The sequence below is a fragment of the Roseivirga sp. UBA1976 genome (genome assembly GCF_002336325.1).
Lineage (GTDB): Bacteria > Bacteroidota > Bacteroidia > Cytophagales > Cyclobacteriaceae > Roseivirga > Roseivirga thermotolerans.
In genome coordinates this window covers 1-15508 of record NZ_DDDQ01000172.1, presented here as the reverse complement: position 1 = coordinate 15508, position 15508 = coordinate 1, and the positions used below count along the sequence as shown (strand labels likewise).

Sequence of the window (15508 nt, the reverse complement as noted above, 5' to 3'; positions counted from 1 at the left end):
CGACTTAAGTAAGTAACCCTATTATTATTTTAAAAAGCATGCAACTCGGCCACCTTTAACGATGAGCAGCCTACAGCAAAAAAGCAAATGCCTTCGCCCAGAACTTCACTACCACTTCACGCAATTCCTTACCTTTGCTTTATGGCAATTGAATATACCCGGAACGAGAAAATTGGGAGCCAGCCCAATAACCCTTTACATGGCGTAAAGTTGGCTCATATACTTGAGCATTTGGTAGCCGACATGGGTTGGGAACGCATGGCCGAGCAGGTCAACATTAATTGCTTTAAAAGCAATCCTAGCATTAATTCCAGCCTTAAGTTTTTGCGAAAAACTCCCTGGGCACGAGAAAAAGTAGAGCGCCTATACCTTAAACAAACAGGGGCGCTCTAAGTATATTTTCAGTAATAGACGCTTTACCAGTTATGATGAAGGCTGATTTGCGCCTGGCCTTTATCCCAGTTATTGGTGGTTTGTTTCATCCATCCCAATTGCATACGCAGTTTGTCATTCAAACCATACCCCATTCCCACATACGTGCGGTTTCGGTCGAAGTATTGTACGCTTCTTCCATCGCCAATACCTCTTTGGCCATTAATAAATAACTCATTGTACAGGGCAATATATGTTGTGCCCTTCTTCAGCTCCGAAGCATTGAGCGGAATATTCACAAAAATATTGTACCGGTATCGGGTTCGAAAATTCTGATCGGCTACCCAACGTTGCTCGTATCTAAACCGATGCGTGAGGAGCACTCTGCTGCCCAGGCGGTGAGGAAGCAGAGCCTCCTGATAAATGCGGCTTTCATTGAAAGTATTCGTACCATCTCCAAACTCTCCGGTGGTGATGTGGCCATACCCCAAAGTAAGCAATACGTTCGATTTTTCGGGAGTATAAGTGATACCGGTGCGTAGCAACAACTGCTCAAGGTCGCTTCCGGCATTCCAAAAACGGAACTGATAATCGCCCTGAATACCAAAAGGGCCGTCACCAAACTTCTTGTTAAAGAAGTACATGTACCAGGCGCCCAATTGGTCTCCCGGTACGTTTTGAGCTTTTAACGATGAAAAAGTAAGCAGAACTAGCAGGAAAATTATAACTCTCTTCATTCTTTAAATTTTACAGTGGCCAAAAGTAGCCCACCCTTTTTGAACATTGATGTTGTTTGGGGCCGAAAATAACGGAATTGTGCTATTGCGCACAGCCTTGTTATGCCAATGCCAGTATCCTTATTCAAATTCAGCACAAAAACGTAAGTATCCCACCCCACCTACCACAGTTTTGGCATTAGATTTCAAAAGAAAACGAAATACGCCAAAAGCAATTTTTCCCTAACTTCGAAATTCTAAGAAACGACTATCTATGGAAAAACAGCCAGCGGTTAAAGTAATTGAAGGATATGAGCACATTGAGTACAGCCATGTACACTATGAGCCCGAAGAAATGATTCAGAGAAGTCGCAACTTCTTTGAGTGGATGGATACAAGAAGGTCTGTTCGCGAATTTTCGGATCGGCCGGTGCCCAAAGAAGTTATCGAAAATATTATTAGATCGGCTTCAACAGCCCCTTCAGGCGCACACAAACAACCCTGGACTTTCTGTGTGGTAAGCAATCCGGAACTCAAAAAGCAAATCCGGGAAGCTGCTGAAAAGGAAGAATACGAAAGCTATACCAACCGAATGAGCGATGAGTGGCTCCAAGACCTGAAACCTATGGGAACGGATTGGAGAAAGCCTTTTTTAGAGATAGCTCCATACCTAATCATAGTTTTCAAACGACCATTTGAATACAATGATGATGGGTCTAAACATCAGAATTATTATGTCAACGAATCGGTTGGTCTGGCCGCAGGAATGCTCATAACGGCCATTCACGATGCGGGTTTGGTTACCCTCACCCATACGCCAAGCCCCATGAATTTTCTGCAAAAAATCCTAAACCGTCCGGACAATGAAAGACCTTATTTGCTGCTTCCTGTAGGCTATGAAGCCAATGAGGTTTATGTGCCCAACATTAAGAGAAAAAGCCTGGACGAAATGGCCGTGTTCTATGAATAGCAGAATACTCTGCCTGGTTTTGTTACTCTTATTGGCCTGCCAGAGCATCTGGGGCCAACGGTATTCCAAGCGCAAAATCCGAAAAGACCTGCAAGAATTACCGGGGTTCGGAAACGCCTACATAGGCTTTACATTGGTTGACCCCGAACGATCTAAACCAATTTTTGAGCAGAATGCTCACAAGCACATGACTCCGGCATCTACAACCAAACTCTTTACGGTGTTTGGAGCCATGCAGCACTTGCCCGACACATTACCGGCTTTGGAATACATAATAAAGGGAGATTCCTTGATTTTTTGGAGCACAGGTTATCCGCTAACCCTTCATCCGGATCATCCCGATTCTACCGTCATACAATTCTTAAAAGCCTCTGACAAACGGCTTTACTACTGGGTTCGGCCTACCAAAGATTCGCGCTTTGGCCCGGGTTGGGGCTGGGACGACTACCCTTACTATTACGGAGCTGAGAAGTCTGTATTTCCATTGTATGGCAATAGCGTGAGGTTTATTCTCAACAATCAAAACAAAACCTATAGTCTCCAGCCTTACCATCAGGGCTTTAGAGTAACCACCGACTCGCTGAATGCACGGAGAAACAGAGTGGTAAGAGATGAATGGTGGAATGAGTTTACGATTGATTTTTCTGATTCGGATGAGCCCGACACTCTTCTTAGGTCTTTCCATTATAATCATGCTCTTTTTACCGATTTACTGGCCAAAGAAGTAGGCCAACCCATTGAACGCATTGCCTTAAATAAGCGTCCACAGTACTACCAAACCCTGCCCGGAGTTCCTGCAGACAGTCTTTATAAGTGGACTCTCCAACCTTCTGACAACCTCTTTGCCGAACAGCTTCTGCTCATGATTAGCGGACAAATGAGCGATACTCTAAACACAGAAAAAGGCATTGAGGCAGCAGTGAGTAGCTGGAAACAACAAACCAACAATCCGGAAGATTTAGTATGGGTAGATGGTTCGGGGCTTTCGCGCTACAATATGTTTAAACCCTCAGAATTCATTGCCCTGCTGAGTTTATTCCGTGAACAGCGCATCTTACCTTTAATGGCTCAGGGAGGCACTTCAGGAACCCTTCAAAGCCGCTACGGCCCTTACGTGTATGCCAAAACCGGAACCCTGCGACATAATCATTGCCTCGCGGGCTACATTCGCACTGACAAAGGCAAGCTGCTTTACTTTGCACTTATGGTTAACCACTTTACGGCCCCCACCGGCACCATTCGCAGCTCCATGGGAACCATGCTGGAAAAGATAAAAAGCGGCTACTAAAATTAGTTTTAAGTAAGGTGTTTCACATGAATTAATACGCCCGGCCGGGGCCGTACCAATGCCCTTACCTGGCCTTTATGCCACTCCAAAGCTTTTGTGGAGGCACAAGAAACAGGGAAAACTTCAGCTGAGTGCTGTCATCTACCTTAAACTCCTCCACTGCATTGCGCAATCGCTCTCCGGGTTCGGCCACAAAAAAGCTCAGGTTGCTCAGATAGCTTACTTCACCGGCCAGCCAAAGCCAATCGTAGAGCTGCTTCTCAAGCATTAGCCCACCATATATATCGGCTCTTTGCAGCGTAAATTGACCCGACCCGTCTTGCAAAGCGTCTGTTACATTATATCGCCAGTTGTCAAAAGCCAATTTTGCTATAATGTGCGTCTTATTATCTGGGTGGAACCTTAGCTGAGCGTTGCCCGGCAAATTGAGTTCAAGCAACCACTTATCCCTCAACTGCTTGTGATACAATAACGTAGGATATACATTCCAAACACCCAGTGCATAATTAACCACTCCTCCATAGCCCCAGCGAACCCGTTCGTTAGGTTTCCGGGTAAGCATACCCGATATATAGTGTCTACCGGCAAATCGGTTCAAGCTGAATTCATTGCTGGCCAATTCAGACACTCCAATAAGAATAAGCTGTTTACTGTTTTCCAGCGTTCGTTGATAAAGCAAGTTTATGCCTGTATTGAAGAGTTTGCCCTCATCGAGCTTTTCGTAGAGCGGTTCGTTGGTGCCCGAAAGAGACAAAGTCTGATAGGCCAACTCTGTATGCTTAAGCTGTACACCAAAAAGTGTTTTCTCTCTAAGCACCAGCGGAATGCCAAAGCGATACTGCCAAAGCCTATCGGTTTGGATTCTTGTGGTAAGCCCATCAGGGCCCATGGCACTGTAGTTACCAATAGAAGATACGGTAACCTCCGACACTCTTGGCCTGTAAGTCATCAGTTTCTGCCCAAAAGCAACAAAGCACACACATTTAAGCACCGGTATTAGCAGAATGTACTTCCGCATAGGTTTGTTTGTTAGTAGTTTTTAGCAAGCAAGACTTCAAATAAACGAAATTCCTGCTTAGCGCAGATTAGCTACCACTCTTAAAAAAATGAACTTTGGCAGAAGCGATAATTTTTATCTTGAGGCCTCATTCAACAAAAAACCAAATGAAAAAAACGCTTCTGCTTTTATTCAGTCTATTTTTTACTCTAACTGCCTCACTGCAGGCTCAAATCACTTCTCAAACCTTATCCGGCCTACACATTAGAAACATTGGCCCCGCCACCATGAGTGGTCGTGTGGTAGACCTGGCCGTATATGAAGAAGACCCCTATACCTTCTACATTGCCACAGCTACCGGTGGGGTATGGAAAACCACCAACAACGGAGTAACCATGGAGCCGGTTTTCGAAAATGAAAACACCCACTCCGTTGGAGCCATTGCCCTGCATCAAAAACACCCCAACATAGTATGGGTAGGTACCGGTGAAAGAGCCAACAGACAAAGCTCTTCCTGGGGAGACGGGATTTACAAATCGAGCGATGGAGGAAAGACATGGCAACACATGGGCCTCAAAGACTCTCACCACATTGGCCGAATTGCCTTGCACCCTTCCGACACCAACGTGGCCTATGTGGCTGCAATGGGCCACCTTTGGGGCCCCAACAATATGCGCGGTCTTTATAAAACCACTGATGGTGGAAAAACATGGAACCGAATTATTTATGTGAATGACGACACCGGAGTAGTTGACGTAGCGTTGGATCCGCAGAACCCTGAAATAGTTTATGCCGCCACCTACCAACGTAGAAGAACACCTTTTGGCTTTGATGGCGGGGGACCGGGTTCAGGGCTTCACAAATCTACCGATGGAGGTAAAACCTGGAAAGAACTAAGAAACGGACTACCCGAGGGCGACTATGGAAGAATTGGAATTTCCATCTTCCGTAAAGACCCTAACATTGTCTATGTCTCCGTAGAACAAGGCTATCAATACAATGCCTCTACTGCCTATAATGAAAGAAGAGCAGGCGTTTACAGATCGAAAGACAAAGGCGAGAGCTGGGAGTTTATGAGTGATTGGAACCCTCGTCCAATGTATGCCAGCCAGCCACTGGTTGACCCTAGTGATGCTTCACGCATATACATGATGAACCAGTACAGCTATTCAAGCGATTCTGGCAGAACCTTCCGTCCGGCCCGGCAGTCCCTGCATGGAGATGATCGCATTTTTTGGGTGAACCCAAAAGATTCGCGCCATGTAATGAAAGGCGATGATGGAGGAATTGGTATCTCCTACGACCGTGGCGAAACCTGGCTATTTATTAACAACCTTCCCGTATCTCAATACTATAGAGTTGCAGTAGACATGGCCACTCCTTACAACGTGTATGGCGGCTTGCAAGACAACGGAAGCTGGGTAGGCCCTTCTGAAACCTACCGAAGTGCGGGTATTCTCAACGAAGACTGGAAAAAACTAGGAGGCGGAGACGGCTTTTTGAACCTTCCCCACCTTACCGACCCTGACATTGTTTATACCGAATCGCAGTATCTGGGCTTATCCAGACTTAACATGAAAAACGGTCAGCGACAAAGCATTCGTCCGGGAGACCCCAGAGGACACATAAGTGCCAGACGAAACTGGGATGCTTGGGGGCCCGGTATTCCCGAACCGGAACTCGGCAACGCCATGGCTCCAGCCAACTGGGACGGCCCGTTCTTCTTGAGTTACCACGACCCCAACACAATATATGCTGGAACCGACCAGCTTTGGAAAAGCACTGACGGAGGAGCTACCTGGAAAAGCCTGGGTAACCTCACCACCCGTGTCAACCGCAGAGAGCTCACCATTATGGGACAAAGAGCGGATACCTCTACCCATTCGCTCGATGACGGTATACCCTACTATCCTACCCTGACCGCAATTGCCGAAGACCGGTTTGTTGCCGGGCACCTGTATGCCGGTACTGACGATGGATTACTACAGGTTTCTACAGACGATGGTAACACCTGGACAATAGTAAGCGATAAACTTCCCGGTTTGCCAAAAGACTCATGGATCAACACCATTGAAGTATCTTCGCACCATGCCGGTACAGCCTATGTGGCCATTAACAACTACAGAAACAACGACTTCAACAACTACATCTATAAAACCAGTAATGGTGGAAAGACCTGGGAGTCTGTTGCAGGCGACCTTCCGGCCAACCGGGTGGCCCGGGTACTGCGCGAAGATCCTAAAAACCCTGATTTATTATACCTGGGCACTGAACTTGGCTTATTTGTTAGTTTTAATGGAGGCAAGAATTGGGTGGAGCTTAAAAACAATATGCCTACCCTCCCCTTCAACGATCTGGTAATTCACCCAAGAGATAACGACCTGATTTTGGCCTCGCATGGCAGAGGGGTTTGGATTCTCGATAACCTCTCGGCTTTGCAGGAAATTGGCTCTCAACGGCATCAAAAAATGGCACTCTTTAGCATTGCCGATGCAGAAATGGTTAACCGAAACATTGGTGGAGCACATACAGGCGACATGTATTATCGTGGAGAAAATCCGCGCTACGGAGCAGCCATTGACTATTACTTGCGCGACTCTGTTGATGCCGGAAAGCTCAAACTCACCATTCATGATATGGCCGGCAACGAACTGGCCGAAGTAAACACCTCCGGCAAAGCAGGAATTCATCGGACCTACTGGAATTTCCGTGGACCAGACTTCAAAGCCATGAACTCCGATCCAAACAGTAACCGAAGGGGTCGAGGATTCGGCCTTAGCGGACCGGAGGTGATTCCCGGGCTTTACAAAGCAAGATTATCTTATGACGGTAAGGTAATAGAGCAAACCTTTAGGGTTAAAAACGACCCTAGACTAGACGTGAGCATCAATGTGCAAAAGGAATGGCATGCCTCATTGCTCAAAATAGGAAAACTATACGAAGCCGTGATTGATGGTATGCTATCGGCCCAACAAATGGGCTGGCACCTGAACAAACTGGATAGAGAAAAGGTAAGCTACAATGAAGACGCTGCAAAAGCCATTCACCAACTCAACGACCGTTATGGTGAACTGCTCAGTAGGGTGCGCTCACTCTATTATGAGTCGAGTGGATGGATTGGCCCCTGGACAGGCGACCAGAAGGCACAATTTGATTATTACTACTCAATGCTGCCAAAACTGGCCAATGAAACCCAGCAAATCATTAAAAACACTATTCCTCAATTGAACAGAGGCTTAAAACGAGAATTCAGATACACCTTAGATTAATTTCAACACTATGAGAACAATGAAACTATGGACAATAGCTCTTTTGGTACTCTTTAGCCTTGGTCTGAGTGCCCAGGAGTTCGAAAGACATATCCCAATAGAATCGGCCGTTAAAAGCCTGCATGCGGTAACCATTAAAGGTAAAAAAGTTCAGTATGAAGCTACTGCCGGCACACAACCCGTGTGGAACGATGCCGGTAAACCGGTGGCCACCCTCTTCTATACTTATTATGAACGAACAGATGTAACGGACAAAGACCGTAGGCCTCTGGTCATCAGCTTCAATGGCGGACCAGGTTCGGCCTCTGTGTGGATGCACCTGGCCTACACCGGACCTAAAATTCTCAAGATTGATGACGAAGGCTACCCGATTCAACCCTATGGTGTGAAAGACAACCCCCATTCCATTCTGGATGTGGCTGACATTGTGTTTGTAAACCCTGTGAATACGGGCTATTCTCGAATCGTGGATCCGGAAGCCGACAGACGTCAGTTTTTCGGAGTAAATCAAGACATCAGCTACCTGGCTGAGTGGATCAATACCTTTGTGAGTAGAACCAACCGATGGAACTCTCCAAAATACCTGATTGGCGAAAGCTATGGAACCACGCGGGTGTCCGGCCTGGCATATCGCCTGCAAAGCAGCCACTGGATGTACCTGAACGGGGTTATATTAGTATCGCCTACAGAATTGGGTATCGACCGTAGTGGCCCTGTAGAAATGGCCAACAGACTTCCGTACTATACCGCTGCAGCCTGGTATCACAAACAGCTACCTTCTGACTTGCAGAGCAAAGACCTGCTGGAAGTACTGGAAATGTCGGAGCAATACGCGCAAAACGAATTACTTCCGGTAATTGCCAAAGGTGCCTGGGCCAGTGACAGCGAAAAGAACGAAGCCATTCGCATGTTCGCCCGATACTCCGGTCTCGATGAAGAAGTGGTAAGACAACATAACCTGGATGTACCGGAGAATTTCTTCTGGAAAGATTTGCTCAGGCACGAAGGATTCACTGTAGGACGACTGGATTCCCGATATAAGGGTATCGACCGAATGGACGCAGGGACAAGTCCTGACTTCAATTCGGAGCTCACCAGTTGGTTACACTCTTTTACCCCGGCCATTAACTACTATTTCCCTAATGTGCTCAATTACAAAACCGATATTAAATACAACATGTTCGGTCCGGTAAGCCCTTGGGATAGAAGCGGAGACAATACGGGTGAGAACCTGCGGCAGGCCATGGCCATGAACCCCTACCTGCATGTAATGACCCAGTCGGGCTATTACGATGGAGCTACTACATATTACAATGCCAAATACAACATGTGGCACTTAGACCCAAGTGGTAAATTGAAAGACCGCCTTAGCTTTAAGGGTTACCGAAGTGGACACATGATGTACCTTAGAGCGGAAGATCTGGAGAAAGCCAATGAAGATATTCGTGAGTTTATTCGCAAGAGCATACCTCCTGCCGGTACTCCGGCCAAGTATTAGGAAGCCTTGATTGGGGGGTGGTAAAGCTTAGGCTTTCTAAACCATAACTTGGGGCTTAAAGCCTGAAGTCTTCTAGCTCTAATCGCAAAAACTCATAGATAACGAACCTAAAAGAGGGTATTTAAAAAGCTAAGCAAGCATCACCCTGAACGCGCCTACCTGTCTCGGTAGACAAGTTCAGATGATCAGTTTGAAGTTTTTGAAATACCCTCTTTTTTATTTGTAGGTTGAAATTAAGTACCACCAATAACCGACAACTGGTAATTGACAGGTGCAATATTTTACAAGGTTATTTTATTTTAACACCCACCTATTTACTCTCAAAATACAATTCAAGCTCAATTTGGCGAGAATTTGGCCCCTGGCGGCTGAATATTCACCCATCATTTTCTCTTATTAAAAAACTTATCTCAACATATTAGTGGCTCAATAAACTAACAAACAAAATGAGCACACTAGAAAAAACAGAAGTTCACAAGGCTGAACTAACTGATTACCAAAACACAATTGCCACAGCAGCCGGTAAAATTGCTGAAGCCCTAGTTAAAAAGTACAGCAAAGAAGCGGCAGAAAAGGCATCGATTGAAATATTAGGAATAATGACCGGTGGAATTGCAACCATGGTTGTTGGAGGTTTTTTTGACTATTTCTTCCCTCCTCAAGAGCAAAATGCGATAGACTATACAAAGATTGAAGACATCATGAGGGAAGTAGTCAACGAGCAGGATCTAAAAAAAATAACAACTAACATTTATGCAACCTGGACAGAAAACATTAAAGACAACTACCAGACTGCGTTACCAATTCCAAACCCTCAAGTCAATGGAGATGACCAATGGACCGAGCCCGTCTGTCAGAACCTCATTCAAATTCTAAACGAATCACTAAATTCTCTCATTGGAGATAAGGGAGCTTCAGAGCATAACTTGAGCAGGCTAGCTCAAGACCATTCCATTGCTGGTATTCCGGTTTACATATTTGGAGTCAACCTAGCTTTAGCTATTCTTCAAGATAAAGCTATGATCTACAAAATGAACAAAATCCCTGATCAGTACTTTCAGTATGAAAACCTCACCAGAACAGGGGAACATCCTGGAACTATTGCCACAACAGCCGAAACCTATGCAAAACAGCTAGACCAGAATTGGCAGAAATCAATAGAAAAAAGAATATCCACACAATACATAGGCTGGACATGTGAAGATCACTATATGCTGAACTATGTAAATATGACTGCCAAAGATGGTGACACAGTCATATTAACCCAGCGTAGTGATTACAACCCCAACAATGGATTTTTTGTAAATGCACACCAAAGTGAGTGTTACCTAGGTGCCTTCGCAAACGATTTTATTCATCATTACTATCACCCTAAAACCATCAATGCTTACTGTGAAACAATGGGTTATCCTGACGCTATTATTGATAAATGGCTAAGTTTAAAAACTTCACCAATGGGTACTCAATCCATTAATAGTTTTTCGGATAATACAGATCTTTTTAAGCCGAACAGGAAAGATTATTTCATTTTAGATGCTGATTCCGGAGTCACAAGCATTGGCAGAAATGATCGTCTTTACTCGGTCAATCGTGTTTTTTATCTAAGTTTCTCAGATGATGGAAACCTTCAAATTATAAGAAGGGCTGATCAAACCGTGTTTTGGTCAACCGATATTAAGGAAAACACTGCGAGCTCCCTCAATTTTGATACGGATGGCCAATTGCAAGTCGTAGATGACCAAGGAAATAGCCTTTGGTCGGCACCTACCAAAGGTGAAAATTATGCAATACTTAGCAATGAGGGCTTTTTGCAAGTTAGGAGCAAAGGTGTATTTGCTCCCTTTGGAGGAAATAGCATTCAATGGGTTTCTGACATGGGTATGTTGCCGGCCTTCATCCAACCAAAAGAACAGGTGGCGGTATCCACATATAAATGTTTAGATGTTAATCTAAATGTTAGTTGCATTGTATACCGGCAAGCCGGTAATGATTTCCCACTGAACCTATTTGTAACTTCCTCACTTGACGGGCTCAGTTGGTACCGAGAACCACATATGTTCCCGAATAGAATGACCACCGACAGCCCACCTGCAGCAATAGGTTATAATAACGCTATTCAGACTGTCTTTAAAGGCAATGGCAATAGTAACCTTTATCTAAACTCAAGCAACCCAGAGCTAGATCAATTTGGTGGGCTTGTAACCTATACATCAGACGCGACCACAGATAAAACGCCCTCATTGTATACAGGTGATGGATCTTTTGATGTGATATATAAAGGGTCGGGAGGTACTACATCTATCTGGCAATTGGAAACAACAATCCCCGAGGCTTCTGGAACCATTACCAATCTACTACCCGAAGCCACAGACACAACACCATGCGTGATTAAATTCAATGGCATTAAAACGATAATTTACAAAAGCATTGGTCAAACCTCCGGGACTGTTATGTGTAAACTTGGAGGGGCTGCACCCCAGGCAGTCCCTAACTGCCAAACTTCAAGTGCCCCGGCAGCTGTTGTCTTCAAGAACAAACTATATATAGTATTTCAAGGTAGTGGCAAATCAGAACAGGGCCTATTCGTTACAAGTTTTGATGGCACGAGTTGGTCTCCAAGCCCAACCCAAATAAAGGAAAGGTTGGTTAAGACAGATGCTCCACCCTCAGCCATTGTAATGAATAACCATTTATTGGTTTACTACAAAGGATCCAAAGAAGCACAGTTATATTGTGTAGTACTTGACTAAGACCTAAAACAGGTTTCTTAGAAGTGATCTATTGAAGCAAAACTCATTCACTAATGAACCTGAATAAAGATTAAAAACGGTTCATTACTGGCTATAACTTGTAACAGGAGTCATTTTTACAATAAACTGACTCCTGTTCTTATTATCAAAAAAAGCATTAACCATATACTTAGTGGTGAGGTAGCTCTGCATTACAAGACCGGCTTAATTTTACCACCTAGCCATTCACTCCTCTACACCTATTAAGCATTCACCCACCTTGCTTGATAAAGTTATCAAATGGACTTGTACGTAAATTCTACGATTCAACAGTTTCCTAACCCATTGAACGACAGTCGTTTTTTTGTAATTTCCATTTCCTAACGCACATACCTTATGCCTTCAGCTAAAAAAGAAATCATCAATTGTCATACGCATATTTTCACCCGCGACCATGTACCTCCCTTTTTAGCCAAATCATTTGTGTTTTGGCCTTTCTATTATCTTATCAATCTACGATGGATCACTTCGGGCATTAAGAAATGGCTTCGCTTCAGCGGTCGGCAGAAACATGCCCCCAACTCGCTTTACAACCGCGTAAAAGACTTTATTCAAGCTATCAACAACCACATACTCTCGGGTATTCTTCTCAAAGTGTTGGCCTTTTGGCTATCTATTAATGCCTTCTTTGTTCTGGTTTCCTGGCTTTCGTCCATAAGCCCGGCAAGTAGCGGGTTCTTAGCACAAATCGAAAAGCTTCAGGCGCGTTTAGCCGAATGGTTTGTGGTGTTAAAGCACCCCTCTGTGGTCTGGCAAATCAGTCTGGTAGTAATCGTTGTTTTTTTAATTCCTAATTCGCGCAAGATCATTTTTACACTGCTTAAGCTCATTTGGAGGTTCCTTAGGTTTATTCCCGGCAAACGCACTTTCGAATTATTAGAAAGATACTTGTTGCTGGGCCGGTTTGCCTTGTATAAAACGCAGAGCGGAGTGTTTACACGTCTAAAAAATCAATATCCTTCAGGAACCCGATTTGTAGTACTGCCCATGGATATGAAATACATGGAAGCTGGAAAATTGCCCGCTCAAGGCGATTTTAAACAACAAATGGCTGAGCTGGTAAAGTTGAAGAAAAGCAGTTCGGGGCAGTGGCTCGAGCCCTTTGTGTTCATAGACCCAAGAAGAATAAGAGAGGAAGGCGACTCATTCTTTAGCTATACCGTAGATAATGGAAAAGTAAACCTAAACGATTGTGCTATTAAAGAATACATAGAAACTCAAGGGTTCAGCGGATTTAAAATTTACCCTGCCTTGGGTTACTATCCTTTCGATGAAGACTTGTTGCCCTTATGGAAATATGCAGCCGACCGTGGGATTCCTATAATGACCCACGCTATAGCAGGCACAATTTTCTACAGAGGTAAAAAGAAAAAAGAATGGAATGAGCATCAGGTTTTTCAGGAGTCTGATGGCAAAGGAAATATGAGACGGCTGAGCCTTCCTGAAAAAAAGAACTACGATTTCAGTATCAATTTCACCCATCCGCTCAACTATCTGTGCCTGCTCAGCGAACCTCTGTTGAGAACATTGGTAGCCAAATCGACCAAACCTGTCCTTAAAGAGCTTTTTGGATATGTAGATGAGCAGACCCCATTGGCTCACCACCTTTCTCACCTAAAGGTATGCCTGGCTCACTTTGGAGGTGAAGAGGAATGGGTAAAGTATTTGGAATCGGACCGGTATTCTTTTTCGCAACAGTTAATTAAGGACAGAAGTAGGGGTATTGATTTTCGTCTCAACCAAAACTCAAGCATCAATTGGAACATCCTTTCGCAGGTATGGCGGTTTGTAGACTGGTATTCCATTATGTGCAGCCTTATGGTGCAATACCCCAATGTATATGCCGACATTAGCTATATACTGAGTAAGCCCAGAATACTTCCTCTTCTTAAGGAGACCATTAACCCTGATATAAATCCGCAGTTGAGCCAACGGGTATTATTTGGCACTGATTTTTACGTGGTGCGTAATCACTTTTCTGAAAAAGATTTGCTGGCGCAGTTAAGAGGGGGATTAACGGAGCTTGAATTCGACCGAATAGCGCGAGAAAATCCGGTGCATTATTTAAAAAAGTACTGAAGGCCTAAACTAAAGAAAAAGGGCAAAATAAGGACAAAAAAAGAGGCTGCCCTACCCGACAGCCTCAAATTTTCACTCAGCTAACCACTCCATAGCCGTTTCATGATCTACGAACAAACGCATATCTCTATGGCCTGCACTTAGATTATGATTCTCCCACTGTTTGTATCCTTTTACATCTTCCCTAACCACAACTGCACGTTTGTAAAAAGATGACACTCCAAGCTGAGCAAGCTCTTGAGAAAGTTCACTCATATCGACTTCATCAGCCTTGAGGCTCGCCTCACGCAAATCAGTTATCACTCTATTCAACCCATTCTGATTTGCAATCTTCCCTACTTGTTCAAAGTACCTCTTGGCGATTTCTTTGGTCAGGTCTCCTTCAATTTTGCCGGAGACCAGCTTTAAACTATCAACCACTTCAACCTTAATCATCTCAAAGACCCTTCTCTCAAAAGCGGGTGCAAAATTAGTAAGAAAGACATCATAATCAAACCTTACCTCTTAAATATCAGATAGTTAACAATAATTTTATGCACCACGTTTTCCGGGAAAATATTCTATAGGAAAAAAGGTATTCCCCCTTCTTAATCAATGGCCATATGGGCCCGGGGGCAAATAAGATAGACCTGCCCCGAGACCAATTCATACCATTACAGCCTGGTTTCTTTGTTGTACTGTACGCTCTCCTTTACAGTACGCGGCACATCATACAGCGCACACTACCACCACCAAACTTTTCTATAGTAGGAATCTGTACGGTTTGAATTTTAGAATGTGCCGACAGGCACTGTATTTGAGCCTCTGTGAGGCTGTCATAGGCCGTTTGCGACATTACCAAAACGGACTCTCCCTGCTGGTTTTCAACCTCCAGCATGTTACCGGCAAATCCGTACATCTGATCCATGGTAATTTCAACCACCTCATGACCGGTTGTTTTAAGCGTTTGCAAGACATCAAAACGCTGGTCTTCTCTAATAGACTCTGCGCAAATAACGGCATACTTACTGGCTATGCACATAACCACATTGGTGTGGTATACTGGAACTCCCTCCTTATTAAAAGACTCAAAAAGGACAGGTTCATAACCGTTGAGCTCACAGAGCTTATTGAGAACGTCTTTATGCGTTCGCGAAGAAAGGCAAGCATAGGCTAGGTCGTTTTCATAATCTATGACCACGCTTCCCGTACTTTCCAAAAACTTATCTTCGGCCTCATATTGCGAAATGTCTATTACCTCCTTCATAGGTACTCCTGTCTCAGCTAACTCATCGAGCAAATCCATTCGTCTTTCCCATCGCCTGTTTTCTGCTAACATGGGATATAGAATTACACGACCATCGTGAAAGGAAACCCAGTTGTTCGGAAACACCGCATTGGGCTTTTTTGGCTCATCGGTATCGTCAATCACCACCACATCGATACCCGCAGCTCTTAGGGTTGCCACCGCACCATTAAATTCTTCTACGGCCTGACGTTGAATTGCATATTGTTGCTCTGCTCCTTCTGTTTGTTGAAATGAATTTGTTT

Annotated in this window: 11 protein-coding genes; 7 read left to right on the top strand and 4 right to left on the bottom strand. The window is 44.4% G+C overall.

Annotated features, from left to right (window positions below; translation table 11 throughout):
- The first annotated feature begins 141 nt into the window (after nt 1–141).
- Complete coding sequence (locus B3763_RS17890; RefSeq protein ID WP_286748245.1) at nt 142–393, top strand: VF530 family protein; 252 nt, start codon at nt 142–144, stop codon at nt 391–393.
- A 23-nt stretch (nt 394–416) separates the two neighbouring features.
- On the opposite strand, the gene B3763_RS17885 is transcribed toward B3763_RS17890, so the two are convergent.
- Nucleotides 417–1109, bottom strand: a complete 693-nt coding sequence (locus B3763_RS17885) for a DUF2490 domain-containing protein (RefSeq protein WP_286748243.1) — start codon at nt 1107–1109, stop codon at nt 417–419.
- A 253-nt stretch (nt 1110–1362) separates the two neighbouring features.
- Between B3763_RS17885 and B3763_RS17880 the strand changes: the two genes are divergently transcribed.
- Both B3763_RS17880 and B3763_RS17875 read left to right on the top strand, forming a co-directional pair.
- Nucleotides 1363–2058 carry a nitroreductase family protein gene (locus tag B3763_RS17880; protein ID WP_286748241.1) on the top strand — a complete coding sequence of 232 codons (696 nt, stop codon included), beginning with the start codon at nt 1363–1365 and terminating at the stop codon, nt 2056–2058.
- Nucleotides 2051–3346: a D-alanyl-D-alanine carboxypeptidase/D-alanyl-D-alanine-endopeptidase gene (locus B3763_RS17875; protein ID WP_286748239.1), complete on the top strand. Its 1296-nt coding sequence runs from the start codon at nt 2051–2053 to the stop codon at nt 3344–3346. Before B3763_RS17880 ends, B3763_RS17875 begins: the two co-directional genes overlap by 8 nt.
- A gap of 64 nt (nt 3347–3410) precedes the next feature.
- Here the strand turns inward: B3763_RS17875 and B3763_RS17870 are convergent, their stop codons facing one another.
- On the bottom strand, nt 3411–4364 hold the full coding sequence (locus tag B3763_RS17870) for a DUF6268 family outer membrane beta-barrel protein (RefSeq protein ID WP_286748237.1): 954 nt from the start codon (nt 4362–4364) through the stop codon (nt 3411–3413).
- 146 nt (nt 4365–4510) lie between these two features.
- Between B3763_RS17870 and B3763_RS17865 the strand changes: the two genes are divergently transcribed.
- The 4 genes from B3763_RS17865 to B3763_RS17850 all read left to right on the top strand — a co-directional run bounded on the left by B3763_RS17865 (nt 4511) and on the right by B3763_RS17850 (nt 13978).
- Nucleotides 4511–7612, top strand: coding sequence for a WD40/YVTN/BNR-like repeat-containing protein (locus B3763_RS17865; protein WP_286748235.1), 3102 nt, complete (start codon nt 4511–4513; stop codon nt 7610–7612).
- Between the two features lie 10 nt (nt 7613–7622).
- Nucleotides 7623–9110, top strand: a complete 1488-nt coding sequence (locus B3763_RS17860) for a S10 family peptidase (RefSeq protein WP_414707143.1) — start codon at nt 7623–7625, stop codon at nt 9108–9110.
- A gap of 446 nt (nt 9111–9556) precedes the next feature.
- Nucleotides 9557–11860: a hypothetical protein gene (locus tag B3763_RS17855; protein WP_286748234.1), complete on the top strand. Its 2304-nt coding sequence runs from the start codon at nt 9557–9559 to the stop codon at nt 11858–11860.
- 375 nt (nt 11861–12235) lie between these two features.
- The gene (locus B3763_RS17850; RefSeq protein ID WP_286748232.1) at nt 12236–13978 is read left to right on the top strand and encodes an amidohydrolase family protein; all 1743 of its coding nucleotides are present in this window, start codon (nt 12236–12238) and stop codon (nt 13976–13978) included.
- Between the two features lie 72 nt (nt 13979–14050).
- Here the strand turns inward: B3763_RS17850 and B3763_RS17845 are convergent, their stop codons facing one another.
- Together B3763_RS17845 and ctlX are read right to left on the bottom strand one after the other, a co-directional pair.
- Nucleotides 14051–14413, bottom strand: a complete 363-nt coding sequence (locus B3763_RS17845; protein WP_189629721.1) for an STAS/SEC14 domain-containing protein — start codon at nt 14411–14413, stop codon at nt 14051–14053.
- Between the two features lie 256 nt (nt 14414–14669).
- Nucleotides 14670–15508 (bottom strand): citrulline utilization hydrolase CtlX (gene ctlX / locus B3763_RS17840; RefSeq protein ID WP_286748231.1); only part of this gene is annotated, 839 nt, incomplete at its 5' end.